General features: G+C 63.8%; 20 protein-coding genes and 1 pseudogene. 8 read left to right on the top strand and 13 right to left on the bottom strand.

Translation table 11 applies throughout. The features are described from left to right. The 4 genes and pseudogenes from ACIQ3Q_RS16080 to ACIQ3Q_RS16065 form a co-directional block, all read right to left on the bottom strand. A pseudogene (locus ACIQ3Q_RS16080) lies at nucleotides 1–310 on the bottom strand (ATP-binding protein); the annotation flags it as partial. Nucleotides 311–418: 108 nt separating this feature from the next. Next, a complete protein-coding gene (locus ACIQ3Q_RS16075) occupies nucleotides 419–976 on the bottom strand; it encodes a GNAT family N-acetyltransferase (RefSeq protein ID WP_396270188.1) in 558 nt (185 codons plus the stop codon). Nucleotides 977–1081: 105 nt separating this feature from the next. Next, a complete protein-coding gene (locus ACIQ3Q_RS16070; RefSeq protein ID WP_396270187.1) occupies nucleotides 1082–4039 on the bottom strand; it encodes an HD domain-containing phosphohydrolase in 2958 nt (985 codons plus the stop codon). A 129-nt stretch (nucleotides 4040–4168) separates the two neighbouring features. Further along, nucleotides 4169–4681: a hypothetical protein gene (locus tag ACIQ3Q_RS16065; protein ID WP_396270186.1), complete on the bottom strand. Its 513-nt coding sequence runs from the start codon at nucleotides 4679–4681 to the stop codon at nucleotides 4169–4171. Nucleotides 4682–4727: 46 nt separating this feature from the next. Here ACIQ3Q_RS16065 and ACIQ3Q_RS16060 point away from each other — a divergent pair, with 46 nt between their 5' ends. Beyond that, nucleotides 4728–5582, top strand: a complete 855-nt coding sequence (locus tag ACIQ3Q_RS16060; RefSeq protein ID WP_396270185.1) for an endonuclease — start codon at nucleotides 4728–4730, stop codon at nucleotides 5580–5582. A 319-nt stretch (nucleotides 5583–5901) separates the two neighbouring features. Here the strand turns inward: ACIQ3Q_RS16060 and ACIQ3Q_RS16055 are convergent, their stop codons facing one another. The 3 genes from ACIQ3Q_RS16055 to yidD form a co-directional block, all read right to left on the bottom strand. Then, the gene (locus ACIQ3Q_RS16055; RefSeq protein ID WP_396270183.1) at nucleotides 5902–6294 is read right to left on the bottom strand and encodes a VOC family protein; all 393 of its coding nucleotides are present in this window, start codon (nucleotides 6292–6294) and stop codon (nucleotides 5902–5904) included. A gap of 126 nt (nucleotides 6295–6420) precedes the next feature. After that, nucleotides 6421–7020 (bottom strand): hypothetical protein, encoded by a 600-nt coding sequence (locus tag ACIQ3Q_RS16050; RefSeq protein WP_396270182.1) that lies wholly within the window; start codon nucleotides 7018–7020, stop codon nucleotides 6421–6423. A gap of 684 nt (nucleotides 7021–7704) precedes the next feature. Then, nucleotides 7705–8217: a membrane protein insertion efficiency factor YidD gene (gene yidD / locus ACIQ3Q_RS16045; protein WP_396270181.1), complete on the bottom strand. Its 513-nt coding sequence runs from the start codon at nucleotides 8215–8217 to the stop codon at nucleotides 7705–7707. 246 nt (nucleotides 8218–8463) lie between these two features. Here yidD and ACIQ3Q_RS16040 point away from each other — a divergent pair, with 246 nt between their 5' ends. Then, a complete protein-coding gene (locus ACIQ3Q_RS16040) occupies nucleotides 8464–9324 on the top strand; it encodes a sterol desaturase family protein (RefSeq protein WP_396270180.1) in 861 nt (286 codons plus the stop codon). On the opposite strand, the gene ACIQ3Q_RS16035 is transcribed toward ACIQ3Q_RS16040, so the two are convergent. From ACIQ3Q_RS16035 to ACIQ3Q_RS16025, 3 genes are read right to left on the bottom strand one after another with little or no spacing between them, the layout of a single operon-like run. Beyond that, entirely contained in the window at nucleotides 9311–10000 is a 690-nt protein-coding gene (locus ACIQ3Q_RS16035) for a class I SAM-dependent methyltransferase (protein ID WP_396270179.1), read from the bottom strand. The two genes, ACIQ3Q_RS16040 and ACIQ3Q_RS16035, sit on opposite strands and share 14 nt — an antisense overlap. After that, nucleotides 10000–10590: a hypothetical protein gene (locus tag ACIQ3Q_RS16030; RefSeq protein WP_396270178.1), complete on the bottom strand. Its 591-nt coding sequence runs from the start codon at nucleotides 10588–10590 to the stop codon at nucleotides 10000–10002. Before ACIQ3Q_RS16030 ends, ACIQ3Q_RS16035 begins: the two co-directional genes overlap by 1 nt. Nucleotides 10591–10596: 6 nt before the next feature. Then, entirely contained in the window at nucleotides 10597–11571 is a 975-nt protein-coding gene (locus ACIQ3Q_RS16025) for a YncE family protein (protein ID WP_396270177.1), read from the bottom strand. Nucleotides 11572–11882: 311 nt separating this feature from the next. Here ACIQ3Q_RS16025 and ACIQ3Q_RS16020 point away from each other — a divergent pair, with 311 nt between their 5' ends. Further along, a complete protein-coding gene (locus ACIQ3Q_RS16020) occupies nucleotides 11883–12632 on the top strand; it encodes a response regulator transcription factor (RefSeq protein ID WP_396270176.1) in 750 nt (249 codons plus the stop codon). After that, the gene (locus ACIQ3Q_RS16015) at nucleotides 12629–14164 is read left to right on the top strand and encodes a sensor histidine kinase (protein ID WP_396270175.1); all 1536 of its coding nucleotides are present in this window, start codon (nucleotides 12629–12631) and stop codon (nucleotides 14162–14164) included. Before ACIQ3Q_RS16020 ends, ACIQ3Q_RS16015 begins: the two co-directional genes overlap by 4 nt. Before the next feature lie 17 nt (nucleotides 14165–14181). Here the strand turns inward: ACIQ3Q_RS16015 and ACIQ3Q_RS16010 are convergent, their stop codons facing one another. Both ACIQ3Q_RS16010 and ACIQ3Q_RS16005 read right to left on the bottom strand, forming a co-directional pair. Next, nucleotides 14182–15294, bottom strand: a complete 1113-nt coding sequence (locus tag ACIQ3Q_RS16010; RefSeq protein ID WP_396270174.1) for an HD-GYP domain-containing protein — start codon at nucleotides 15292–15294, stop codon at nucleotides 14182–14184. Nucleotides 15295–15428: 134 nt separating this feature from the next. Next, nucleotides 15429–17750 (bottom strand): TonB-dependent receptor, encoded by a 2322-nt coding sequence (locus tag ACIQ3Q_RS16005; protein ID WP_396270172.1) that lies wholly within the window; start codon nucleotides 17748–17750, stop codon nucleotides 15429–15431. A 138-nt stretch (nucleotides 17751–17888) separates the two neighbouring features. On the opposite strand from ACIQ3Q_RS16005, the gene ACIQ3Q_RS16000 reads away from it, so the two are divergent. Next, nucleotides 17889–18545 carry a response regulator gene (locus tag ACIQ3Q_RS16000; RefSeq protein ID WP_396270171.1) on the top strand — a complete coding sequence of 219 codons (657 nt, stop codon included), beginning with the start codon at nucleotides 17889–17891 and terminating at the stop codon, nucleotides 18543–18545. Between the two features lie 62 nt (nucleotides 18546–18607). Here ACIQ3Q_RS16000 and ACIQ3Q_RS15995 read toward each other — a convergent pair whose 3' ends face one another. Next, entirely contained in the window at nucleotides 18608–20011 is a 1404-nt protein-coding gene (locus ACIQ3Q_RS15995) for a YdgA family protein (protein WP_396270169.1), read from the bottom strand. 258 nt (nucleotides 20012–20269) lie between these two features. Here ACIQ3Q_RS15995 and paaG point away from each other — a divergent pair, with 258 nt between their 5' ends. The 3 genes from paaG to paaK are packed head-to-tail and all read left to right on the top strand — an operon-like array spanning nucleotide 20270 to nucleotide 22840. Next, a complete protein-coding gene (gene paaG / locus ACIQ3Q_RS15990; protein ID WP_396270168.1) occupies nucleotides 20270–21064 on the top strand; it encodes a 2-(1,2-epoxy-1,2-dihydrophenyl)acetyl-CoA isomerase PaaG in 795 nt (264 codons plus the stop codon). A 1-nt stretch (nucleotide 21065) separates the two neighbouring features. Continuing rightward, nucleotides 21066–21509 (top strand): hydroxyphenylacetyl-CoA thioesterase PaaI, encoded by a 444-nt coding sequence (gene paaI, locus ACIQ3Q_RS15985; RefSeq protein WP_396270167.1) that lies wholly within the window; start codon nucleotides 21066–21068, stop codon nucleotides 21507–21509. Nucleotides 21510–21532: 23 nt separating this feature from the next. Continuing rightward, on the top strand, nucleotides 21533–22840 hold the full coding sequence (paaK, locus tag ACIQ3Q_RS15980) for a phenylacetate--CoA ligase PaaK (protein ID WP_396270166.1): 1308 nt from the start codon (nucleotides 21533–21535) through the stop codon (nucleotides 22838–22840). Nucleotides 22841–22862 lie beyond the last annotated feature (22 nt).

The raw sequence follows: 22862 nt of genomic DNA, 5'->3' as shown, positions 1-22862 counted from the left end.
CCTTGAAACGCTCCAGCAGCCGGGTACCGGGCGCCGATAGATCCGACAGCGTGCTCCTGACCGCTTCATGCACCAGCGAGGCCGGGCTCTTGCTGCGATCCGCCCAGAGGTCCACATAAATCACCAAAGCGCCCATGGACTCCAGCGCCGGAATCAGGTCTTGCCGTAAAAAGGTGGTTTTGCCGAGGCGACGGATGCCCGACAGAAACACGCCAGAGCGCACCTGAACTTGCAGCGCACTGGGCTTGAGCAACTGATGCGCCATGTCCGCTGCGTACTGGTGGCGGTGAAAAACAGCGTCAGACGTCATCTGCTTCTCCAATTTTATCTGCAGATGATAATTATCGGCATGAGATAAAAGTCTGTAAACCCCAAGGCGGACAGGCTGTTGAAGTGATCTTCATGCGCTCAGATCATCTCAACAGCGATCACTCCCAAGTTGCCGCTGTAGCCATACAGAACTGATGTACTGACCGGCCTTCACTGCACATTCGTTGAATACGCCAACCTCTGTGAACCCAAACCTGAGATGCAGCCTGACTGAAGCTTCGTTCGGGAGGGCAATACCAACCACAGCGCGGTGCAAGTCCTCATCGGCGAGTGCTGAAAACAGCCTGGCGTAAAGCGCAGTACCCACACCTTTGCTTGCATACCCTGGAGCGATGTAGATGCTGGTTTCAACAGTCTTGCGGAAGGCCCGGTGATCCCGGTAGCGCTGACTGCTTGCAAACCCCATCAGATGCTCTCCGTCGAGCGCGACGAACAGAAGATGCGGTCCAGCCAGCGAAAACGTTGACATCCACCGAGCTATGTCCTGCGCCGCAAGCGGCTCCTCGTCGAAAACAGCGAACGAAGACGCGATGTAGTGGTTGCGCAGATCAAGAAGGCCTTGGCAGTCGCCAGGGTCGGCTGGTCGGATGTGCATATAGGGGGCTTCGGCGATGACGCGCAGGGCAAGGCACCAAGGGTAGCGCATCCATAGGCATCGCTGGTGCCGATGGGTTCAAACTTCGGGTCAAGGACACTTCCAAGCACACGTGACGCGGCTTGGCTTGCCAGTCTCAATGACGGCCCGTCACCCTCAGCTCATCTCGGCAAAGTCCGTGTTGCTCTTCACCAAGTAGCTGTCCACATCCACTGCGTCAATCAGCTCAGGCTTCATGAACTGGGCGGCGTAGAGGCGGTAGACGCCAGAGCGCAGGAAGAGCTCGAAGACGTCGGGGTCGATGTGGCCGTCGCGCTTCATGAAGGAGAGGATGCGGATGGCCTCGGACAACTTTTTGCCCTCTTTGTAAGGGCGGTCCACGGCGGTCAGGGCTTCGAAGACATCGGCCAGCGCCATCATCCGGGCCACGGGGCTCATCTCGGGGCCTTTCAGGCCGCGCGGGTAGCCCTTGCCGTCCATCTTCTCGTGGTGGCTGCCGGCCATCTCGGGCACTTGTTGCAAGTGCTTGGGGAAGGGCAGTTGCGAGAGCATCACGATGGTCTGCGCGATGTGGTCGTTGATTTTGAAGCGCTCTTCCGGCGTGAGCGTGCCGCGCGGCACGCTGAGGTTGGCCAGCTCACCTCGGTTGTATTGCCACTCGGGCGCGGTCATGTTGAAGCCCCAGCGGTTGCCAGGGGCTGTGACGGGCGGCGTGTCATGCGGGATCAAATGCTCGGGCTTATCGGCCAGCAGGGGCTCGGCCACGGGCAAGGTGGGTGCGGGCTGGGCCGTGGCCTTGCGCTGGCGTTCTTCACGGGAGATGCCGAGGCGGTCGTCCAGCGTGCGCATCCATGTGCGGCTGCCGATCTCGCGCAGGCGGGCGGCGCGCTCAGGCGAGACGAACTCGTCGCCTTCATTGCACATGGCCACATAACGGAATTCATGATCCAGCTCGGCCAGCTCGTGCATCAGGCGCGCATGGGCCGTGCTGCTGACCTCTCCGGCCACCACCGACTTCCACATGCGGATCTCGGCATCGCGCTTGAGCACTTCAAAGCGCATGCGAATCTCATGGATGCGGTCGTACAGGGTTTCGAGCTTGGTGGCTTTGTCCACCACAAACTCGGGCGTGGTCATCTTGCCGCAGTCGTGCAGCCAGGCGCCTACATGCACGGCCTCCCAGTCTTGGGGCTTGAGCTGGAAGTCGGCAAAGGCGCCATCTTGGGCCTCGCAGGCGGCACGGGCCAGCATCTTGGTCAGCTCGGGCACGCGGGCGCAGTGGCCGCCGGTGTAGGGGCTCTTGGCGTCGATGGCCGAGGCGATCATGCGGATGAAGGACTCGAACAACTCCTTTTGCGCCCGGATCAGTTCTCGCGTTTCCAGTGACACCGCCGCCGTGCCTGACAGCGCGCTCACAAAGCTCAGCATGGCTTGGTCGCTGCGGCGCACATCCAGCAGCAGCAAAGCGCCCACCAACTGGTGCTGGCGGTTGAACAGCGGCACGGCCACGGCGTCGTGGTCGGCCTCGCCGCGCCGCTGGGGCAGCAAAGTGCCCAGCACGCGCTGCAGCTCGTCGGCCGTCACCCGCCCGGCCAGGGCGCCGGCTTCAGGGCTGGCCACCGCCAGACGCAGCACTTGCGGCCAAGCCTCGGGCGCCAGGGCTCTGGGCTCGGCCACGGTTTGGGTCTCGGCCAGGTGGGCGGCCACCACCAGCTCTAGCGTGCGACCTTGGCCATCAGCCAAGAAAAGCAGGCCGCCAGCGGCCTCGCCCGCGTCAATCATCTCGTTGAGAAGGCGGGGCATCAGCCGGTCAAAATTTTCTTCCGAGGCCACGGCCGCGCTGATGTCCAAGAAACGGCGGATGGTGCGCTTCATGCCCTGCATGGCGCGAGCCAAGTCGTCCACTTCCTTGACCATGGAATGCACGTCCACTGGCGTGCTCACGTCAAAGCGCTCCACCGCGCGGGCATGGCGAGCCAGTTGGTGCACCGGGCGCGAGATTTGGCGCGCCATCCACCAGCCTGCGGGCAAAGCGACGGCCAAGGTGGCGAGGATGGCCAGCAGCAGCTCATTGCGCAGGGCGCGGGCGCCGGCCAGCAATTCGTCTTCGGGCACGGCCAAGGCCAGCATCACCGCCTGGGCCGCCTGCTCTTGCAGCGGCATCACCACGACTTGCCAGCGGCCGGTGTCCGTCTGCACCGACTGCGGCTGGCTGACGCTTGGCAGGGGCGCCGCCGCCAGGCTGGAGAGTGCGGGCAAGGGCAGATCTGCCAAGGTAGCCAAGCGCGGCTTGCCCTGGGCGTCCACAGGCAGCGGCAGTGTGCTTGAACTGGCACTGGCCAGTACCCGGCGCTGGCTGTCCATCAGCACCATCTGCGTATTGGGCGTGAGCTTTTGGCGGCGCAGCACCTCAGACAGCGTGTCCAACTCGATGTCTATGCCCACCACCACGCCCTGCACGGCGGTGCGCTGGGCCAGGGTCAGGCCCTGCTTGCGGTTGGTGAAGAACACATAGGGCTCGGTGCGCACCACGCCCGCCTGTGCCACGGCGCGGGTGTACCAGTCGCGCTCGCGGGCGTCGTAGCGGGTGTAGTCGGGGCGAATCTCGCGTTGGATCTCTTGCTGTTGGGCGTCCAAGAACACAAAGGTGCCCACATCACGCTCGGCATCACGCTCGATGCTTTGCACGGCATAGCGGGTGCCCGCAGGGGCCTTGAGGACGGCCGCTTCTTCGGCCGAGCGCACATTGCGCACCAGCAAGAAGTCGCCATTGGCATAGGCCACATAGAGCGAAGCCGCTGCCGGCGCCGACGCCAAGGTCTGCACCGCCAAGCGCAGGTGTTGCAGGCGGTCTTCCAGCGAGCCCGCGCGCACCAAGGGCTGCTCGGCCATCATGGCCACGGCGGACTCAGCCGGCGTCAGCAACTGCTGCCATTCGCTGCGGGCCTCGCGCACCACGCGCACGCTCACATCCTGGGCTGCCGCTTCGATGATGCTGGCACTGCGGCTGGTCGCCAGCCAGGCCAGCGTGCCACCCACCAAAGCCAGCAGGGCCACAAACAGCGTGGTGAGATAAAGGTGCAGAGAGAAACGGCGCTGTGGAGCGGTTTGCATAGTGACTTAGTGCCCAGAAACTAGCGGTCTTCGCCCGTTTTGGCGCTGCCACGCGCGCCCCAAGGAACCCAGACCTCAGAGGGTCTTCGGCTGAGCGCGCCGTTTCCTAAGCGCTGGCTGTGCGCAGCTTCAGCGCTCCACACCCTCTGGCCGCTGAAAACCGCCATCCGCCCAGGCCGTGGCACTGGCGCGGTCGAGCTTGAAGCTCAGCGGCGCGGCGCAGTCGGCCAGCAGGTCGCCGCCCTCGTCGTGCGCACTCAAGCGGGCGCAGGGCTGCTCTTCATCGGGCTCGATGTCCAGGCTCACCGTGACGCGCCCTTGGGTGCACGTCACCGTGATCTGCTTGTGCAACTGCGCTTGCAGTTGCTGCTCGTGGCGGCGGATCACCTCAGACGCTGTCTTGACCAAGGTGTTGAAGGCGTTGACATCCAGGGGCTTGGGATCTTTTTTGTTGCGGCCCATGGTCCAGGGGCCGACCAGGGCGGGCTCGGCCTCGCCATCCAAGGTCATGGCCACGGCCCAGCCATCGCCGTCTTCGTTCTTCAGCACTTTGGCTGTCCAGCCTCTGTCGCGCCAGAGGCCGGGCTCAAAAATGGTGGCGGCGGTGTCCGGGGTGTGGTCGTCGTGTTCTTCAATGCTCATGGCAGCCAGTGTAGAGGCCCAGGTGGGCCGCTGCACAATGGCAGCCATGGCCATGCCCCAAGCCACTGTTTCTTCACCTGCCGCGCCTGCCCTGCCCTCCACCCCGCTGGAGGACTTGAGCCCTATCCCCACCGCACCCGGCGTGTATTTTTTCCATGGCGAAGGGCGCTTGCCGCTGTACATCGGCAAGAGCATCAACCTGCGCGCCCGTGTGCAGCAGCACCTGCGTGCGCCTGAAGAGGCCCACATGATGGCCCAAACCCGCCGCGTGAGCTGGCAGCGCACTGCCGGTGAGGTGGGCGCGCTGCTGTTGGAATCTCAGCTCATCAAGACCCAGCAGCCGCTATTCAACATCCGCCTGCGCCGCAGCAAGCAGCTCTGCGCCTGGCACCTGCCCAGCCCACGGCAAGCCCCGGCCCTCGTCAATTCCCGGCAGTTCAACTTTGCCGCGACACCTGGCTTGTTTGGCTTGTTTGCCTCTGCCCACGCCGCCAAACAGGCCTTGCGCAGCCGGGCTGAGGAGCTGGGCCTGTGCCAAGTGCGCCTGGGGCTGGAACAAGACCTGGGGCGTGGCTGCTTTGCCCGGCAACTGGGCCGCTGCCAAGGTGCCTGCATCGGCCAAGAAAGCCCCGAAGCCCACCACCAACGCCTGCTGACCGCCCTGCTCGAATGGGAAGTGCGCCACTGGCCCTTTGACGGCGCCGTGGGCCTGGTAGAGCGCGACGGCGATTGGGTGCAAACCCATGTGCTGGACCAATGGTGTTACCTGGGCACCGTCGAAGGCCCGCCCAAGCGACGCGCCCCCAAGGCCTTGCCCTCACCCGCCTTTGACATGGACAGCTACCGCATCTTGATGCGGCCACTGTTGATGGGGGAGCATGAGGTGGTGAGGTGGGGATAGAAGTGGCCGAAAAGAATGTTGCGGCCTGCCGGCCCTGGCGCGGGGCAGGCCCCAGGGCTCATGGAGAGGCGGTCGGCTGCGCCGACTCCCTTGCGATGCTCGTGCTGGGCCGGGTGCCGCACAACTCGCTGCGTTCGCTCGCGCTCACTGCACTCAAACAAGCGGGGCAAGCTAGACATTGATGCGCGCTGCGCGCGCCCCAGCCCATCACTGCGCTTCTCAGCACCTCTCAAATCGCCCCAGGGCCTGCCCCGCGCCCGGGCGGTTGGTGGGGTGGCACGGGCTGAGGTGGGGGTCTTCCAGTTCGGCCTCATTTGCCTTAGGCCTCACTCGGGGCAGCGACCTCAACCTTGATTCGATCTGGGTCTTCGCAGAAAAGCGCGTAATAGCCTGGGCCACCAGCAAAGGGGTATCTGTCGTCGTACAGCATCGCGTATCCAGATGAACGAACCCAAGCCGCGATCGCATCAACCTGCCCTCGGGATTGGCCCTTGAAGGCCAGGTGATTGAGTCCGACGCGCTTGCGGTGGTAGCCGGCGGACAGGTGCTCCGGCGCTGCTTGCAAAAAACAAAAGTAAGACTCCCTGTCTTTGACGTAGTTCATGCCTTGCGCCCACCGATCCGGCTTGTAGCCGAGCAGGGCCATGAACGGCGTCCAGAATTCAATGGAGCGTTCCAGATCACTGACGTAGATCTCGATGTGGTGCAGCATGAACGGACTACCTTCGAAGTGCTTGTTTGCTTAAGGCCAGACCCACGAACTGAGCGATCCAAGCTCTCTCAACCAACAAGGTGGCTCGATACACCCGAAATCTGAGCACAGACACCCAGCCGAACGTCACGGCCGAGAAACAACCTTAGTTCGTCTGACTCTCCAAGCTGAACAAAGGCCGAGGCGAAACTCCCGTTCGAACGGCAATTCACTAGGCCGGGGCGACTTAGCCCACACGAGCAGACGCTCCGCAGTTCGCACAGGTAACCTCGAAGAGGCGACGCCCTGAGCGAAAGACAGCACAGCGACGAGCCAATCAAAGAACTCTGCATCGCCCCAGTCTTCGACGCTGACAACTGGTGGATATCGATCGGATAGGCCAATCCAGGGGGTCAGATCGCTTATGGAGATGTTGCCGTCAAGCCGGTCGCGAAGTGCCAGGACCTCAACTTGAACATGGTTCGGCATTGAGGCAACTGAGGCCGAGAAGGCTTTGTCGTTTGGGTGGGTCACCAGCCTCGGCGAATACAAGAATGAATCCCATTTCAGCCACACCCGACCACGCTTTGGGTCATGTTCGGCAGCAAGCAGCAACCTGAGCGAGACCTCGCCGTCCACGCGAAGCGTGTGGATGACTTCGTACTTGCCACGCAGATCATGCGTGCCAGTGGTGGGTGAGCGGAGCGCATGCTCCTGGAGTAGCTGCTTTACCTCTGTGTATCGCATTGCTGCTCTCCAAACACTCCCAATTTAGTGTGGTGTCGTAGAGAGCAACCGTGTTTTGGAGCGCCAAGACTGCCGCTGGCCACCAATGTCTGGCTGGGCGATTCCAAGCAGGGTTGACTCCAATATCCTCGAAGCGCCAAGGACTTGCGGTGAGTTGGTTGAGGTTGCATGTGGAACTCTAGGCTGCTGAAAGCAGCCCCCTCCTCGGTTCGGATTCTGGCGGCTGGCGGTGGCCGTATGCAAGGCGCGATTACACGAAGTCAGAGCTATATGCGCCACTGCCATTCTCGCTCCCTCTAGAAAGGCCCCCAACACCGAAATGCGCTGGCGCAGGCCGTGGCCTGGGGCGATTTTGAGGTGCCGAGGCGCGCAGGGTTGGGGCGTGGCGCGTGTACTCACGCGCTTCAAGAACATGCTCGCCGTCACTGTTTGACCACAGCGAGCCGCAGGCGAGCGGAGGGAGTTTGACGGCGCACGCCGCAACGCGAGCACCGCAGGGAAGTCGGCGCCAGCCGACCACCGGGACATGAGCCCCGGGCCACGGCCTGTGGCAGCGCACGTACCGACCTCAGCACGCCTCGGAACACCGTTGCGCCCCACACCATCACGCGGCGCCGAGACAACGCCGCCAGACACTGCACCAGCCGCAGCGCCAGCAGCAGCAGCCAGCCCCGCCCCCCCAACTCAGCGCTTCTCGTCCTTCCGCCTTCCCGACGCGGGCGGAATGTAGACGTACTTTTCATCTCCCCAACCCTTGCCCTTGCGGCGTGATGAAGGACGATCTTTGCGGCGCTCCCACAGGTCGCACGAGAAGCAATCCGCACACCGGAGGGCGTCGCCAAAACCGCATCCACTACGTCCGCCGCCGCCTCCACAGTCCTTACCACCTGGGCTGTCACAAGGGGCATCGCAGCCGATGTCGCACTCGCCCTGCTGGGCCGCCCGTGGCCCTCGGTAGACACCACGCCGCGCGGGTTGTAGTGGCCCATAGCGCCGATAGGCCACGCCGCACATGAACAGGCGCTGACGCAGCACCTGCAGGCCGCCCACAGCGCCCCAGCGCCGCACCGCCCGCCAACCCAATTGCGAGCAACTGGCATGCCCCGTGTGGCAGCGATAGGCGCACGAGAAGCCCTTGCGCGGGGAGAGGTGGCGTTGATAGACCTCAATGGCCCAGAGCACCAGGCGCTGCATCATGAGGAGACCTTGGCCTGGGCTTTAGATGCAGGCCATGGCGCGCGGACTGCGAACGAAGTGCCCCATGAAGAAGAACAACAGAAAGGGGCAGCCAGAGAGGGCATACAAGCATTGGGGCAGTTGTCAATCGCAGCATCTTACGATGCGGGTAATCCCCAGGCTTGGCGGTGATGCCGCTAGAGTTTCGGCCACGACAGACCTTGCAGTACTCGGGTCTCATCCACAACAGGTGAGGAAGGAGTCCAGATGGCGCCGCAAACCATGCAGGTGCTGGCTTTGGCCAGCGTGTTCATTGTCTTTGCGCTGGCGGAGATGCGACTGGGGCGCTTTGCCGACCCCCGTGGCAACCGCGATGACGCCAAGCTGGACATCGCCGGTGGGGCGGCGCTGCTGGTGGGCTCCTTGACCGTCTTGGCCCTGTCCAAAGCCCTGGCCCATGCCGTTTGGCCAGAAGGGCGCGATGCCTTGGCCGACTGGCCGGTTTGGTTGATGCTGCTGTGTTTCTTTTTGGCCGACGACTTGGTGCAGTACCTCTGGCACCGCCTCTGCCACACCTCTTTTTTATGGCCCTTGCATCGGCCCCACCACTCGGCGCCCTACGTGAATGTGAGGATCGCCTTTCGCAACAACGCCTTTTACTACCTGACCCTGCCGGGGCTGTGGCTGTCGGGCGTCTTGGTGTATGCGGGCATGGGCTGGGTCTACGTGGGCTACACCACCCTCAAGCTCACCGTCATCATGGCTGCGCACTCGGCCGTGCGCTGGGATGAATATCTGTTCAGTCGCCCTGCCCTGCATCCGCTGGCCTGGGTGCTGGAGCGCCTGATCTCCACGCCCGCCACCCATGCCGCCCACCACGCCTTGGGCGAGGACGATGGCATTGGCCGACACACGGGCAACTACGGCAACCTGCTCTTCATTTGGGACGTCTTGCTGGGTAGCGCCTATTTCACCCGGCGCTACCCCAGCGCCTACGGCCTGCCTGAGACCCACGCACACACCGGCGCGGGCTGGTTGGAGCAGTGGTTGTATCCGGTGGTGCAGGCGCCGCGCGTCGAGCCTTCCGCCCCAGCGTCCTTGGAGGAAACGACCGTCAAGGCGCAGTAACAGGCTTGCGCGCCAACATCACCCACAGAAACGGCAGCCCAAACACCTTCGCCCCTTTGGGATGGGCTTGCATGGGCCGCAGGGTCAGCACCTCAAAGGCCGTGCCCCAGATGGTGCGCAGTTGGGCCTCGGTATAGCCCAGGCCACCGCCCAGGGTCTGGCGGGCATAGACTTCGTCGTCGCTCAGGCCGCTGCCGCCCTCGGGGGTGAAGCAGGTCAGCGCCAAGTAGCCCCCGGGCTTGAGCCAAGCTGCCACGCGCTCCACATAGCCAGCGCGGCGGTGCGGCGGCAGGTGGTGGAACAAACCCGAATCACACACCCAATCGACCGGCTGCGCTGGCCCCGGCCACTCAAACACCGAAGCCTGGTGCAGTTGTACCGCCACCCCAGCCTTGGCCACGTTTTGCTGCGCCCAGGCGATGGCCGTGGCGGAGAAATCCAGCGCCTGGACGGCGAACCCCGCCCGCGCCAAGAACACCGCGTTGCGGCCATTGCCACAGCCCAGATCTAAGGCCAGGCCGGGCGCCACATCGCTGGCTTGGACCCACTCGACCAAGCTCTCATCGGGCGCATCGACGAAGAAGGGCACTGGCTTGGCTCGTTGGGTGTAGAAGCCGTCCCACCACGTGTCTTGCCGGTCGGCAAACAGGGCATCCAGGGCTTGAAGGTCGTTCATCATTCGATGGTCATTCCGCTGATCCAGCGGGCTCCGGGGGTGATGTCATCACGCAATGCGGGACGGTAAGGCGGCATATCCAGGCGCTGTGGCGGGGCGCTGATCAGGTTCAGGTCGATGGCCTGGGGCTTGCCTACCAGGCCACGCTCGCCGCGTTCTAGCTTGAAGTACAGGCCGTTCCAGAGCTTGGCGCCAAATTCCTTGGGCAGCTTGTAGAGGAACAGCAGTTGGTGCTCTAGCCAGGCAAAGTCGTTGCCCTGCACCGTGCCGGGCTGGGCATAGGGGTAGGGCACGTGGCAGGCCAACTCAGTCGGGCCTTCCAGGCACTTGAACTCCTTCATGGAGAGGAAGTGATCCCTGAAGCCTTGATGGGCGATGTCCACCACAAAGCGGGTGCTGCCATCGGCCTGGGCTTGGAAGTTGACCGTGCCCAGCACCAAGCGCTGTTGGTCATTGGTGTGGGCGGTGATGGTTTTGGTGCCGGCCAGCTCCCAGGCTTGGGCGCTGGCCACCAGCCCCACGCTCACCCAGGCCACCGCCCATGCTCTTCTGAAGGGCGTTGACCACGGTCGAGTGTGAGGTCTGGTCATGGCAAGTTAACGCTTGTAGTAAGCGATTCCGAAGGGGTTCACACCGGCCGTCAAAACCTTGGTCTGTGCCAATGCGCCTTCGGGCGAAACGCTGTAGACCGTGACCTTGTCGGCCACCGGGCCAGAGTGGGTGACGAACAGCTTATTGTCTTGCTTGTTGATCACCACGTTATGTGGTGTTACTACCGTGGTGTTCAGCGCACTGCCCACCAAAGAAGCGCTGGAGGCATCCACGCTGTAAAGTTGGTTTCCAGGCAGATTGGTGACATAGGCAAAGCGGCCATCACGGCTGCCAAAGATGCCATGCGTGCCTGCCAAAGTGATGGTGTTGCCGGCCGCACTCAGGTTGCGGTTGAGCACATAGATGCCACCCGTTTGGCACGGCACATAGAGCTGCTGCGCTTGCTCGATGAAGAACAGGTGCGGGTCTTCACCCACCACGGCTTCGCCCGTCTTGCTGAGGGTGGCGGTGTCGTAGGCATAGACCTTGTCAGGTGCGCCATCGATCAACACTGACACATAGGCGGTCTTGCCGTCTTTGGTGAGGACGACATCGTGGGGCTTGGCACCCACCGCAATCGTGCGCACCGAGTTGTCGGCCAAGCTGATCACCGAAACGGTGTTGTCCACATCATTGCCCACCCACAGGTGCTTGCCCTTGCCGTCAGCCCACATGTGGAACACGCCATTGCCCACAGCGATGGAGCGCTGGACCTTGAAGGTGGCCGGGTGCAGCACATGCACCTTGTTTTGCTTGCGGTCGCCCACATACAAGCGGTCCGTCTTGGGTACGTACACCACGTACATGGGCTCGGAGCCCGCAATGCTGACGGTGCGCTTGATTCGGTCGTTCTTGGCGTTGATGACGCTCAGGCTGGCACCGCCCCGGTTGGCCACCACCACGGTTTCGCTGGGCAACACACCGGCTTGGGTGTGGGCCGCAGCAGCCAGCAGAGTGGCCAGGATCAAGGTCTTTTTCATGAGGCTTCCTGTTGAAAATGTCGATGAGATCGACGGGACGGGCGTGGCGACGCCCAATCAATGGCGCCCGCATCTCGGTGGGTGCCATGGGTTCTCCACAAAGGCGGGACACATAGCTGGCCACTTTAGGAAGCAAAGATCACAAATACGTCACGGTCTTCTCAGCAATTGATGGCGATTCGAGCACCGAAAGTTGTCAGGAATGGGAACTCACAGCGACTACCCCTTTGTGAGCAATTGCTGAAGATTTCGTGATGATTCGACGCCCTCCCTCCCGCCCAATGGCTGCTTCCGCCGCTTTGAGCCGCCCCATGAGCACCCTGACCGCCCCAGCCAGCAGCGAGACTGCGCTGGCCAACCGCCGCATCTTGGTGGTTGAAGATGAACCTGACATTGCCGCCCTGCTCAAGCTGCACCTGGGTGAGTTGGCGGAAGTCACCACCGCCGACAATGGCCTGAGCGGTTTGGAAGCCGCCCAGCAAGGCGACTGGGACGCCATCGTGCTGGACCTGCGCCTGCCCGGCTTGGGCGGCTTGGATGTCTGCCGAGAACTGCGCCAAGCGGGTGACAACGTGCCCATCCTGATGCTGACCGCCCGCGCCACCGAGTTGGACCGAGTGCTCGGCCTGGAGCTGGGTGCCGACGACTACCTGACCAAGCCCTTCGGGGTGCTGGAGCTGCAAGCCCGCATTCGGGCCTTGTGGCGGCGCAGCGCCAACACGGCCCGCCTGGCCCAGGCCGCAGCCAGCCCGGACGTGGCTGAAGACACTGAACTGGTCTTGAACACGCTGCGCATGAACCGTTTACAGCGTCGCGTGTGGCTCAAAGAGGGCGAGTTGACGCTGACCCCCCGCGAGTTTGATTTGCTGTGGTTCTTTGCCCAGCAACCCGGCCGGGCCTTCAGCCGGGCCGAATTGCTGTCCGCCGTCTGGGGCTATGGCCATGACGGCTATGACCACACCGTCAACACCCACATCAACCGCCTGCGCAACAAGCTGGGCGAAGACTCCTGGATCAACACCGTGTGGGGCGTGGGCTATCGCTTTGAGGTCGTCGCATGACCCAAAGGGTGCCCTGGTGGCGGCGCCTGCACATGCGGCTGTCGGTCAGCATGTTGCTGGTGTTGCTGGCCCTGGGCGGCAGCCTGGCCTTTTGGCTGGACATGAACCTGCGCCGCCAACAAGACGCACTCTGGCAGTGGCAAGGCCTGGCCTTGGCGCAATACATCAACAGCCAGCAACCCAAACCACTGATCGACGAGCAGGGCAGAGTCCGCTCGGAGCTGGTGCGCAGCCTGGCCATGTATGCGCGCCTGATCAACCCCGCGCTCGAGGTCTATCTGCTGGACCCGCAAGGCGTGATCCTGGACCACACCCAAGACGGCCCGAATGACCCACGGCCGCAACTTCAACAAGTGGACTTGGGCCCCGTGCATGCGCTAGCCCGCACGCCGCTGCCTGAGCTGCCCGTCTATGGCACCGACCCTGTCGCCCCCCACACCCCCAACTTGATTTCTGCCGCACGGCTGGAGGTGGAAGGACAAACGCGAGGCTATGTCTACGTGGTGCTGCGCGGCACCCGCGCCAGCCTCCTGACCATGGACGCCGTGGCCGACCCACTGCGGGCTGCGGCTTGGCGCTTTGTGCCGGCAGTACTGCTGGCCGCTGCCGTGCTGATGCTGCTGGCGCAGTTGCGCATCACCCGGCCGCTGAGCCGCTTGACGGCCTTGCTCAGTGAGTTCCGGGCCGACGGCCAGGAGGCGGGCCAGCCCAGCCGCGCGCCCCGCGACGAGATCGAAGAAGCCACCCTGGCGGCCCAGGCCTTGCGCGCCCGCGTGCAGCGACAGCTCAACCAGATTGAGGACAACGAGCGCCAGCGCCGCGAGCTGATTGCCAGCATCTCCCACGACCTGCACACGCCCCTGGCCAGCATCCAAGGCTATGCCGAAACCTTGATGCTGCAGCAGGCCACGCTGACCCCCGAGCAGCGCAGCCAGCACCTGCACACGCTGATGCAGAACTGCCACCGCCTGGAGCGGCGCGTGAATGACTTGTTTGAACTCTCCAAGCTGGAGTCGGGCTACACGCAAGCCCAGCCTGAGCCCTTTGGGGTGGCGGAGTTGGCCAGTGATGTGGTGCAGAGCTTGCAATTGCTGGCCCAAAGCCGTGGTGTCACGCTGGAGATGGCACCACCCCCTGCGGATGAACGCGGGCGTGAACTGCAGGTGCATGCCGACATCGGCATGATCGAGCGGGTGCTGCAAAACCTGATTGATAACGCCATCGGCCACACCCCACCGGGCGGGCGGGTGGCCTTGCGCATTGCGGCCGAGACCGACCAAGTGACCGTGGAAGTGGCCGACAGCGGCGAAGGCATTGCCGCCGAGGACCTGCCCTGCATCTTCAACCTGTTTTGGACGCGGGGCATGCCCACCGCCTTGCCGCACAAGGGCCAAGAGCGGCGCAGTCGTGCCCGAACAGGCCTAGGCTTAGCCATTGTTCAGCGCATCTTGGCGCTGCATGGCAGCCAGCCTCAGGTGCGCTCCAGCCAAGGCGCCGGCACCCGCATCAGCTTTGCGCTGAAGAAGGCCTAGGGGCGCTCAGCAGCAGATCACACCGCCAGCAGTTGCGCCAAGCTGACGCGGCCCACACCCGGGTCTTCCCCCAAGATGGCTGACACACCGTAGCCCGGCTCTGAGGTGTCACAGCGCACCGGGCTGGGCAGCGGCTGGCCACGCTCATCGGTGAGCAAGGCCACGATGGGGAATTTGACGCTAACGCCGCGCTGCACCACCACGCCGGTCTCGCCACTCATCAGGCGCACGAAGGCACCGGGTGGGTAGAGGCCAAACTCTTTGACGATGGCGTTGATCATGTTGTTCTTGGGATCCTGCATGAAGACCATGCGGGCGGCCTCGTCCGGCGCCACTGCTTGCCGGTTCGCACGGCGACTGAGCTTGGTGGTGTAGATGTCGGCTTGGCGCACCAGGTTGGCCAAGTCGCTGGTGTCACGCAGGCCACGAGGGTAGCCGCTGCCGTCCTGCACCTCGTGGTGCCACAGCACGGCCTTGATCCAATCGGTGTCGGTCACTCCGGCCAGCATCAGCATGCGGGCGCTGAACTCGGGGTGCGCTTGCACAGCAGCACGCTGCTCAGCTGTGATGGGGGTGGTTTGCGCCGCCAGCTGGCCTTGCAGCTCAAACATCGAGATGTTCATGGTCAGCGCCACCTTCATGGCGCGCTCTTGCTCGGTGTCGCTCCAGCCCAGGCGGCGAGCCACCAAGGCGCAGGTGATGCCAGCGTGCAGCGCGTGGTCCATGCCGTACTGCATCAAGGGGTTGGCCTCTTGGCGCAGCACCTGGAAGATAGCCAGGTCGGGGTCGCGCTCGACCAGGGCCAAGACCGGCTGACTGGCCTGCTCCAAGGCTTCGGGGAAGTGTTCGTCGGCGCAATGCCCCAAGGCTTTGTTGAGATCGTCCATGCAATAGCGCCACAAGCCCGGCAGGGCCTCACGCGGTGAATTGCGAATGCGCTCAGCAGGGGTCAGCAGCTCGTTGAGGTCCACCAAGGCCCCGCGCTCGAACAGCAGTTCCAATTGATGCGCTGTTTGCACCACCTGGCCCTTGGCCAGCATCAGGGCATGAGAGGTATCCAGCACATTAAAGGGCAGTGCTTGGCCCAAGACGATGCGATGCTGAACGGCGACCAGAGGGGTGTATTGCATGATGAATCCAACGATGGTTATAGGTCCCAACCCTGCGCCCAATGTTGCAGAGTTGAGTGACAGTGTCCCCATCGCGGGCTCAGCACAAAGCATCGAAAAGCCGGGCTTTGTGCCGTCAAATACCCCCCCTTTTGTCAGAGGCGCACGCGCACCCCCACCTGAATGGCCCGTGGCGCACCCGGGGCCACGAACAGGGCTTCGGTGCCCGCACCGGTGTAGCGGCCTTGGGCGTCAAACTGGGTCTCGGCCAGGGCGCCAAAGCTCTGGCTTTGGCGGTTGAAGACGTTGCGCACATTGGCAAACAGCTCCACGCCCTTGAGGCCAGCAGGCTTCCAGCTGGTGCGCAGGTTCAACAGGCCATAGCCCGGCAGCTTGAGCCGAACTTGGTCGTCATCGCCGTCTTCGAGCAAGCCGTCTTCATTGCCGGCCACCCCGCGGCTGGAGAGCAGTTGCGCATCGAGCCCCACCGTCCAGCCTGGGCTCAGCTCGCCGTCTAGGGCCAGCTTGAACTGATGCTTGGGCAGACCGGCCAAACGCGTGCCCGGTGTGATGGTGACATTGCGCTCGCCCTGGCGCAGCACACCGTCGGCCTGGTAGGTGGCTTCCAGGTAGCTGTAGCCCAAGCCCACCGTCCACGCGCCCCAGCGCTGTTGAAGTTCGGCATCCAGGCCCTGGTGACGGGTGCGGTCAAAGTTGCGGAAGTAGCCCAACTGGCCGGTGACGCTGACGCTGGAAAAGAGGATGTCGTCACGGTTGTCGGTGCGATAGAGCGTGAGGCTGCCCCGGGCCTGGCCGGGCTTGGCCTGCAGGCCGCCAAACCGCGCGCCCACCTCCAGCGAGGTGGACACCACCGGCTTGAGGTAGGGGTCGGCTTGCAGGCCTGCGGGCAGACGGCAGGGCTCTTCGGGGTCGGCACAGCCCAACTCGATCACCGTGGGCACCCGGGTGTTGCGGGCCACATTGGCAAACAGGGTTGGCCCCGCGTCCAAGCGGTGTGCCAGGCCTAAGGCGGGGTTCCAGGTACGGTAGGTGAAGGTCTCGGTGGGCTTCACTTCCAACTCGCCCGAGTCGTCGTCGACCGTGTCGAGTTGGTTGCTGACGCGGGTCTGGTTGAAGCGCAATGTGCCGGTGATGTGGGTGTGTGTGCCGAGCTTGAAGGTGTCCGTGGCATAGAGCCCCAGTGTGCGCGTGCTGCCCACGACCTTGGCGCTCAACTCGGCCGGTTCATCCTCGGGCACCACGCCACGGCTGTCGTCAAACTCGCCCTCTTGCTCGGTTTGCTCATAGCGCACGCGAGCAGACTCCAACGTGCCGCCAAACTGCCACTGGTGGGCACCGCTGCGGCCCGAAAGTGCCAACGAGAGGCCGCCGCCGCGCTGCGTCGTCAAGGTACCGTTCAGCGAGGCATTCACGTCCGAGCCTTCGACCACCTCTTCAGCCTCGTCACCGTTCACCGTCTCGCGGCGGGAATCGCGCCACCACACCAGGGTCTCCAGGTTCATGCCGCCGTCCAGGCTGCGGCTCCAAGAACCCGTCAACTGGCTGAGGCGATTGCGGGTCAGGTCAGGGTGGGTGTAGACAGCACTGCGGCGCAAGGCGCCCAAGTCCGCCGTGCCCTGGCCGTCTTCATCCAAGGTCACCCAGGGCACCAGGCCGTTGCCGATCAAGGTGCTTTGGCCGTGCAAGAGGCCCAGGCTGAACTGGCCCAAGGCGCCGCTGTGGCCCAGCTTGGCGTTCACATGCGCCAAGTCACCCTTGGAATAGTCGCGCCAACCCGCCTCGTCAAAGCCGCCCACGGCCACATAGTGGTTCCAGCCGCCTTCGTGCATCGCGCCATGCGAGGCATCCAAGCGCTTGCGGCCAAAACTGCCCAGCGACAGATCGGCCCGCAATCCCGGCGCCGTGCGGCCGGTGGCGGTGGTCATGGCGATGGCACCGCCCAGGCTATTGAGGCCAAACGCTGGGTTGGCGCCAGGCACCAAACTCAGGGCATCTACCGAGAACTCAGGGATCAAGTCCCAATTCACCACATCGCCAAAAGGTTCGTTGACACGCACGCCATCCAGGTACACGGACAAACCCTGAGGCGCGCCCAGCAGACCCGAGGCGCGATAGCCCCGGAAGCTCAGGTCACCTTGGAAGGGGCTGCCTTGGATGTCATTGACCAGCACACCGGGCACGCGGCGGGCCAGGTGGTCGCTGAGGTTGTCGGCCTGCCCTTCCTCCAGCGCTTTGCGCTTGATCACATGGGTGGTGTAGGGCAAGGCCTCACGCGGCACGCCTTGGCCGGGCAGGGGCGAGGTGCCGATGACTTCCACCGTTTCAGTGGGCGCAGTGGGCGTGGCGGCCGTCTGCGCCATCGCCCAGCCTTGACATAGCAACAGGCTGGCCAGGGCCACAGGCTTGAGGGCGGGGGTAGTGCGTGCAATCAGTGAGTGAGTGGTCGTTTTGATCATGGCTTGTCTCGTGCCTTGGAAGGGGTACAACGGGAGTTACGCCACTGTCAAAGCAATCTCTGGTCCTGATCGGTCGGGAATTCTTCCTGACTTGCAGCCCCGCACCAGGATGAGCAGCCTGCCTGCTACGCTTGCGGCATGACTGCGCCGACTCTCCCCTCTGTGTTGCGTGTGCTGCTGGTGGACGACCATGCGGTGGTGCGCACCGGCTGCCGCCGCCTGATGGAGCTGGAGCCCGACCTGCGCGTGGTGGGCGAATTTGGCGACGCGGACTCGGCGCTGGACTGGCTGCAGGCCCAAGCCCCGCAAGCCGGCGCGGCGGCCGAGGTGATGGTGCTGGATTTGTCCATGCCCGGCCGCAGTGGCCTAGACCTGCTGCGGCGTGTGGCCCTGCGCTGGCCCTCGCTGCGGGTGCTGATGTTCACCATGCACGACAGCGCCGCCATGATCCAGCAAACCCTGGCCGCAGGCGCGCATGGCTTTGTGGCCAAGAGCCGCTCGCCGGATGAGTTGATTGAGGCTGTTCGCCAAGTAATGAGCGGGCGTTTCGTGGTCTCAGACGCCGAGCCGACGGCCCCTCAAGACGCCCCCGCACACACGCAACTCAGCGGCCGCGAGTTCGATGTGATGCGGCTCTTGGTGGAAGGCATGAGCCTGGACGACATCGCCCAGCGCCTGTGCAACTCCCCCAAGACCGTGGCCAATTTGCAAACGCTGCTGCGCCGCAAGCTGGGCGTGAACAACAACGTGGAGCTGTTGCGCTACGCCCAGATGCACCGGCTGTTTAGCCATTGACCGCGCAAGAAAAAGCCCCCCGGAGTGAGCGGGGGGCTTGCGTTAAGCGGGGCTGAGTGGGCTTATTGCGGCGCCACCGGTGGCAAACCTGGGATGGGCATGGGCTTGCCGTTCAAGGTGGCGGCGCCGTTCTTGAAGCTGGCCTTGGCCACCAAGAAGTCACCTTCACGTACCACAAAGCCTTGGGCAATGGCCGGCTCAATCATGGCGTTAATGGCTTCGTCGGTGGGGGCCTCACCATCGCCCTTGGAGGCATCGGCAATGGCGCGCAGCCACGCAGTGGGCACCTTCACTTGTGCAGAAGCCACCACCTTCTTGAGGAGCACCATGGGGTTCATCGCACCGGGCTTGACTTCTTCGGCGGTCACGCCTTGGGTGCCCAGGGAGTAGCCCACTTCGCCTTCCTTGCCTTGGTAGGTCGCGGCCACTTTGTCGACGCTGTACTCGGGGTTGTGCGGCAGCAGGGCCATCAGCTTCATGGGCAGCTCTGCCCCGGCTTGCTGCATCTTTTGCTCCAAGGCGGCCTTGCCGGCCTCGCCCTGGCAGATCAGGCCCATGTTCTCCTTGTTGAGGAAGGACAGCGCGATCTCTTCGATGGTGGGCAAGTGAATGCGCTTGGCCGACTCTTGCCACAGCACTTTGTCGACCTTGTGACCGTTGATTTCCAGCGATGTGCTGCCTTCGGCAGCGGTGCTCAGCAAGTCGCCGTCAACGCTGACCTTGGAGCTGAACTTCGCGCCCTTCATCAACAGCTTCACAGCTTCGCCGTCCTCGGGCTTGCCGGCCACTTCAATGCTGGCGATCTCGCCCGTGGCGGTGCCCGGAGAGGCCCACCAGTACTTGCCGGTGCTGGCCTCGCCGGTGGACTTGAAGCCCACCATCTTCACCACCGCACCGCTGTCGGCGTCCACCATCTCCAGGCTGGGCATGGCCATGTCGTAGTGCGTGGTGGCACCCTTTTGCACGCTGCGTGCCGTCAGGCCTTGCCAGGTCAGTTGCGTGCCATCGGGCAGCTTGGCCTTGACGCTGGGCATGGCCAAATCGCTGGTGATGTCGCCGCCCAAGCTGACGACGCTGTGCATCGTCAACGGTGCAGCATCTAGACCGATGGCTTCTTTGAGCTTGGCCTTCACGTCGTCGGCGAGCACAAACTCAGAGTCGATGACGGCGCCACCCACGCTGTTAAAGCCCGGCAGGGGGCCGTGCTGGATGCGGTCGCGCCAAGTCAGGGGGAAGGAGGTGTCGCCACAGCCCAGCTTAAGCGTGAGTGTGCGGGTAGCGCCCGTGAAGGTTTTGTCGTACTTCAACTCCTGCACCGTCACCAAGGGCGAGAGCTTGTCCAGCACCTGCCGGGTCTCAGTCGTCATCTTGGCTTCGATCTTGTTGCCGGACATCACCGTGCCCGCCGCACCCGCAGCCACCACGGCGACGGCGCCGCCAGCGACCCACAAACCCACTTTGCTCATGCAAAAGCTCCCTGAATCAATGCAATGAAGCGCCAGGCCCACGCCCGGCGAATCCGACAGTCTAGCTTCCTCTGTGCAAAGCCTGGAAGCGCACTGGCGTCGCAGCCAAATCCTGCACAGGCCTCGCGCTTTAAGACGCTGTCGCAGCCCGCCTCTAGTGGAAACCCCCAGGTGAATCTGGGGCGCTTTTGTCTTGCGTCAAACTGGGGGGCTCCCTATGATTAACCGACCGGTCGGTATATTAATGAAGGAGACCCCATGTCTGACGCCTTGGTGTTGGTGAACGACAGCGGCGCAGTGCGCACGCTGACGCTGAACCGCCCGCAAGCCCTGAACAGCTTCACGGCCGAGATGCATGCCCAATTGCGCCTGGCGTTGGACGAAGCCGCAGCCACCGAGAGCGTGCGCGCCGTGGTGTTGACGGGTGCGGGCCGCGGCTTTTGCGCCGGACAAGATTTGAACGACCCAGCCATGGTGCCCGATGCCCAAGGCCAAGTCGACATTGGCGCCGTCATCGAGGCCAACTACCGCCCGCTGGCCCTGCGCATCCAAGCCATGCCGGTGCCGGTGATTGCCATGGTCAATGGCGTGGCCGCCGGTGCGGGCGCCAATTTGGCCCTGGGCTGCGACATCGCTATTGCGGCACGCTCGGCCAGCTTCATCCAGGCCTTCTCCAAGATCGGCCTGATCCCTGACTGCGGCGGCACCTGGCTGCTGCCCCGCGTGGTGGGCCGCGCCCGCGCGCTGGGCTTGGCGATGACGGGCGACAAGCTCAGCGCCGAGGCCGCCGAGCGTATGGGCATGATCTGGCAATGCGTGGACGACGATCAGCTCAGCGCCACGGTGCAAGCGCTGGCCAGCCGCTTGGCCGCCATGCCCTCTCAGGCCCTGGCCGCCACGCGCCGCACCTTGGATGAAGCCGCACAAATGACCCTGGAGCAGGCCCTGAGCCTGGAGGCGCATTGGCAGCGCGAGTTAGGCCATGCCCATGACTTCCGCGAGGGCGTCCAGGCCTTCCAGCAAAAGCGGGCGCCGCAGTTCAAGGACCGCTGAGATGAGTGATGCCCTGAACGCCCAGCGCGTGGCCGAAGCCTGCCGTGATGCCATGTGGGCCAATGACCGCGCCTCCAAAGCCCTGGGCATGCAGATCCAGGCCATCAGCCCCGGTGGCGCGGTGCTGAGCATGACGGTGCGCGAGGACATGCTCAACGGACACGACACCTGCCACGGCGGGCTGATCACCACCTTGGCGGATTCGGCCTTTGCCTTTGCCTGCAATGCCTATAACGAGATCACCGTGGCCTCTGGCTTCGATGTGAACATCATGGCCCCCGCCCGCCAGGGCGATGTGCTGACGGCCACCGCCGTGGAGCAAAGCAAGTCCGGTCGCACGGGGGTGTACGACATCACCGTGACCAACCAGGCTGGGGTGCGCGTGGCCATCTTTCGTGGCCGCTCCTACACACTCAAGGGCAAGCCGCTGCTGCCCACTGCTTAACTACTGAATCAGAGACTAGCCCCATGACGGTCAAGCACCCTGCCCCTGGCGATTTGGACCCCATCGAGCGCGCCAGCCGCGACGAGATCCAAGCCCTGCAACTCAAGCGCCTGAAGGCCACGCTGCAGCATGTGTATGCCAATGTGCCGCATTACCGCCAAGCGTTTGACGCCAAAGGCGTACACCCAGATGATTTGAAGACTTTGGCTGACATCGCCAAGTTCCCCTTCACCACCAAGCACGACCTGCGCGCCAACTACCCCTTTGGCATGTTTGCCGTGCCGCGCGAGCGCGTGGTGCGGGTGCATGCGTCGTCGGGCACCACCGGCAAGCCCACGGTGGTCGGCTACACACAAAACGACATCGACATGTGGGCAGGCTTGGTGGCCCGCTCCATCCGCGCCGCTGGTGGCCGAGCGGGCGACATCATCCACATCGCCTATGGCTACGGCCTCTTCACCGGCGGCTTGGGTGCCCATTACGGCGCCGAGAAATTGGGCTGCACGGTCATCCCCATGTCGGGTGGCCAAACCGAGAAGCAGGTGCAATTGATCACCGACTTCCAGCCCGACATCATCATGGTCACGCCCAGCTATATGCAGGTGATCATTGAGGAGTTCCGCCGCCAAGGGCGCGACCCGCGCGAGATGTCCATCAAGGTCGGCATCTTTGGGGCCGAGCCCTGGACGGACGAAATGCGCCGCCAGATCCAGGCCGATGCCGACATCGACGCCGTGGACATCTACGGTTTGTCTGAAGTGATGGGCCCGGGTGTGGCCAGCGAATGCGTGGAGAGCAAAGACGGCCCGGTGATTTGGGAAGACCACTTCTACCCCGAGATCATCAACCCCGAGACCGGCGAGCCCGTGGCCGACGGCGAAGAAGGTGAGCTGGTCTTCACCACCCTCACCAAAGAGGCCTTCCCGGTCATTCGCTACCGCACGCGCGACCTGACCCGGCTGCTGCCGCCCACCTCGCGCAGCATGCGCCGCATCGGCAAGATCGTGGGCCGCTCGGACGACATGCTGATCATCCGGGGCGTGAACATGTTCCCGACCCAGGTTGAAGAGCTGGTGCTGCAGACCGAGGGCCTGTCTGGCCAGTATCAGATCGTCGTCAGCCGCCAAGGCCTGCTGGACGAAGTCGAGGTGCGCTGCGAGGTGCTGCCGACCCACGCCCAGGCTGACCGCAACGCCATGGCCAAAGAGTTGCAGCACCGCATCAAGACGCTGGTGGGCGTGTCCACCCGCATCAAGATCGGCGACCCGGAGTCGGTGGAACGCACGCTGGTGGGCAAGGCCCGGCGCGTGATCGACCAGCGGCCTAAGTGAGCCGGGTGATACTCCGCGCTCA

The organism is Ideonella sp. (assembly GCF_044358605.1).
GTDB lineage: Bacteria > Pseudomonadota > Gammaproteobacteria > Burkholderiales > Burkholderiaceae_C > Ideonella.
This window is presented reverse-complemented; position numbering and strand designations above follow the sequence as displayed.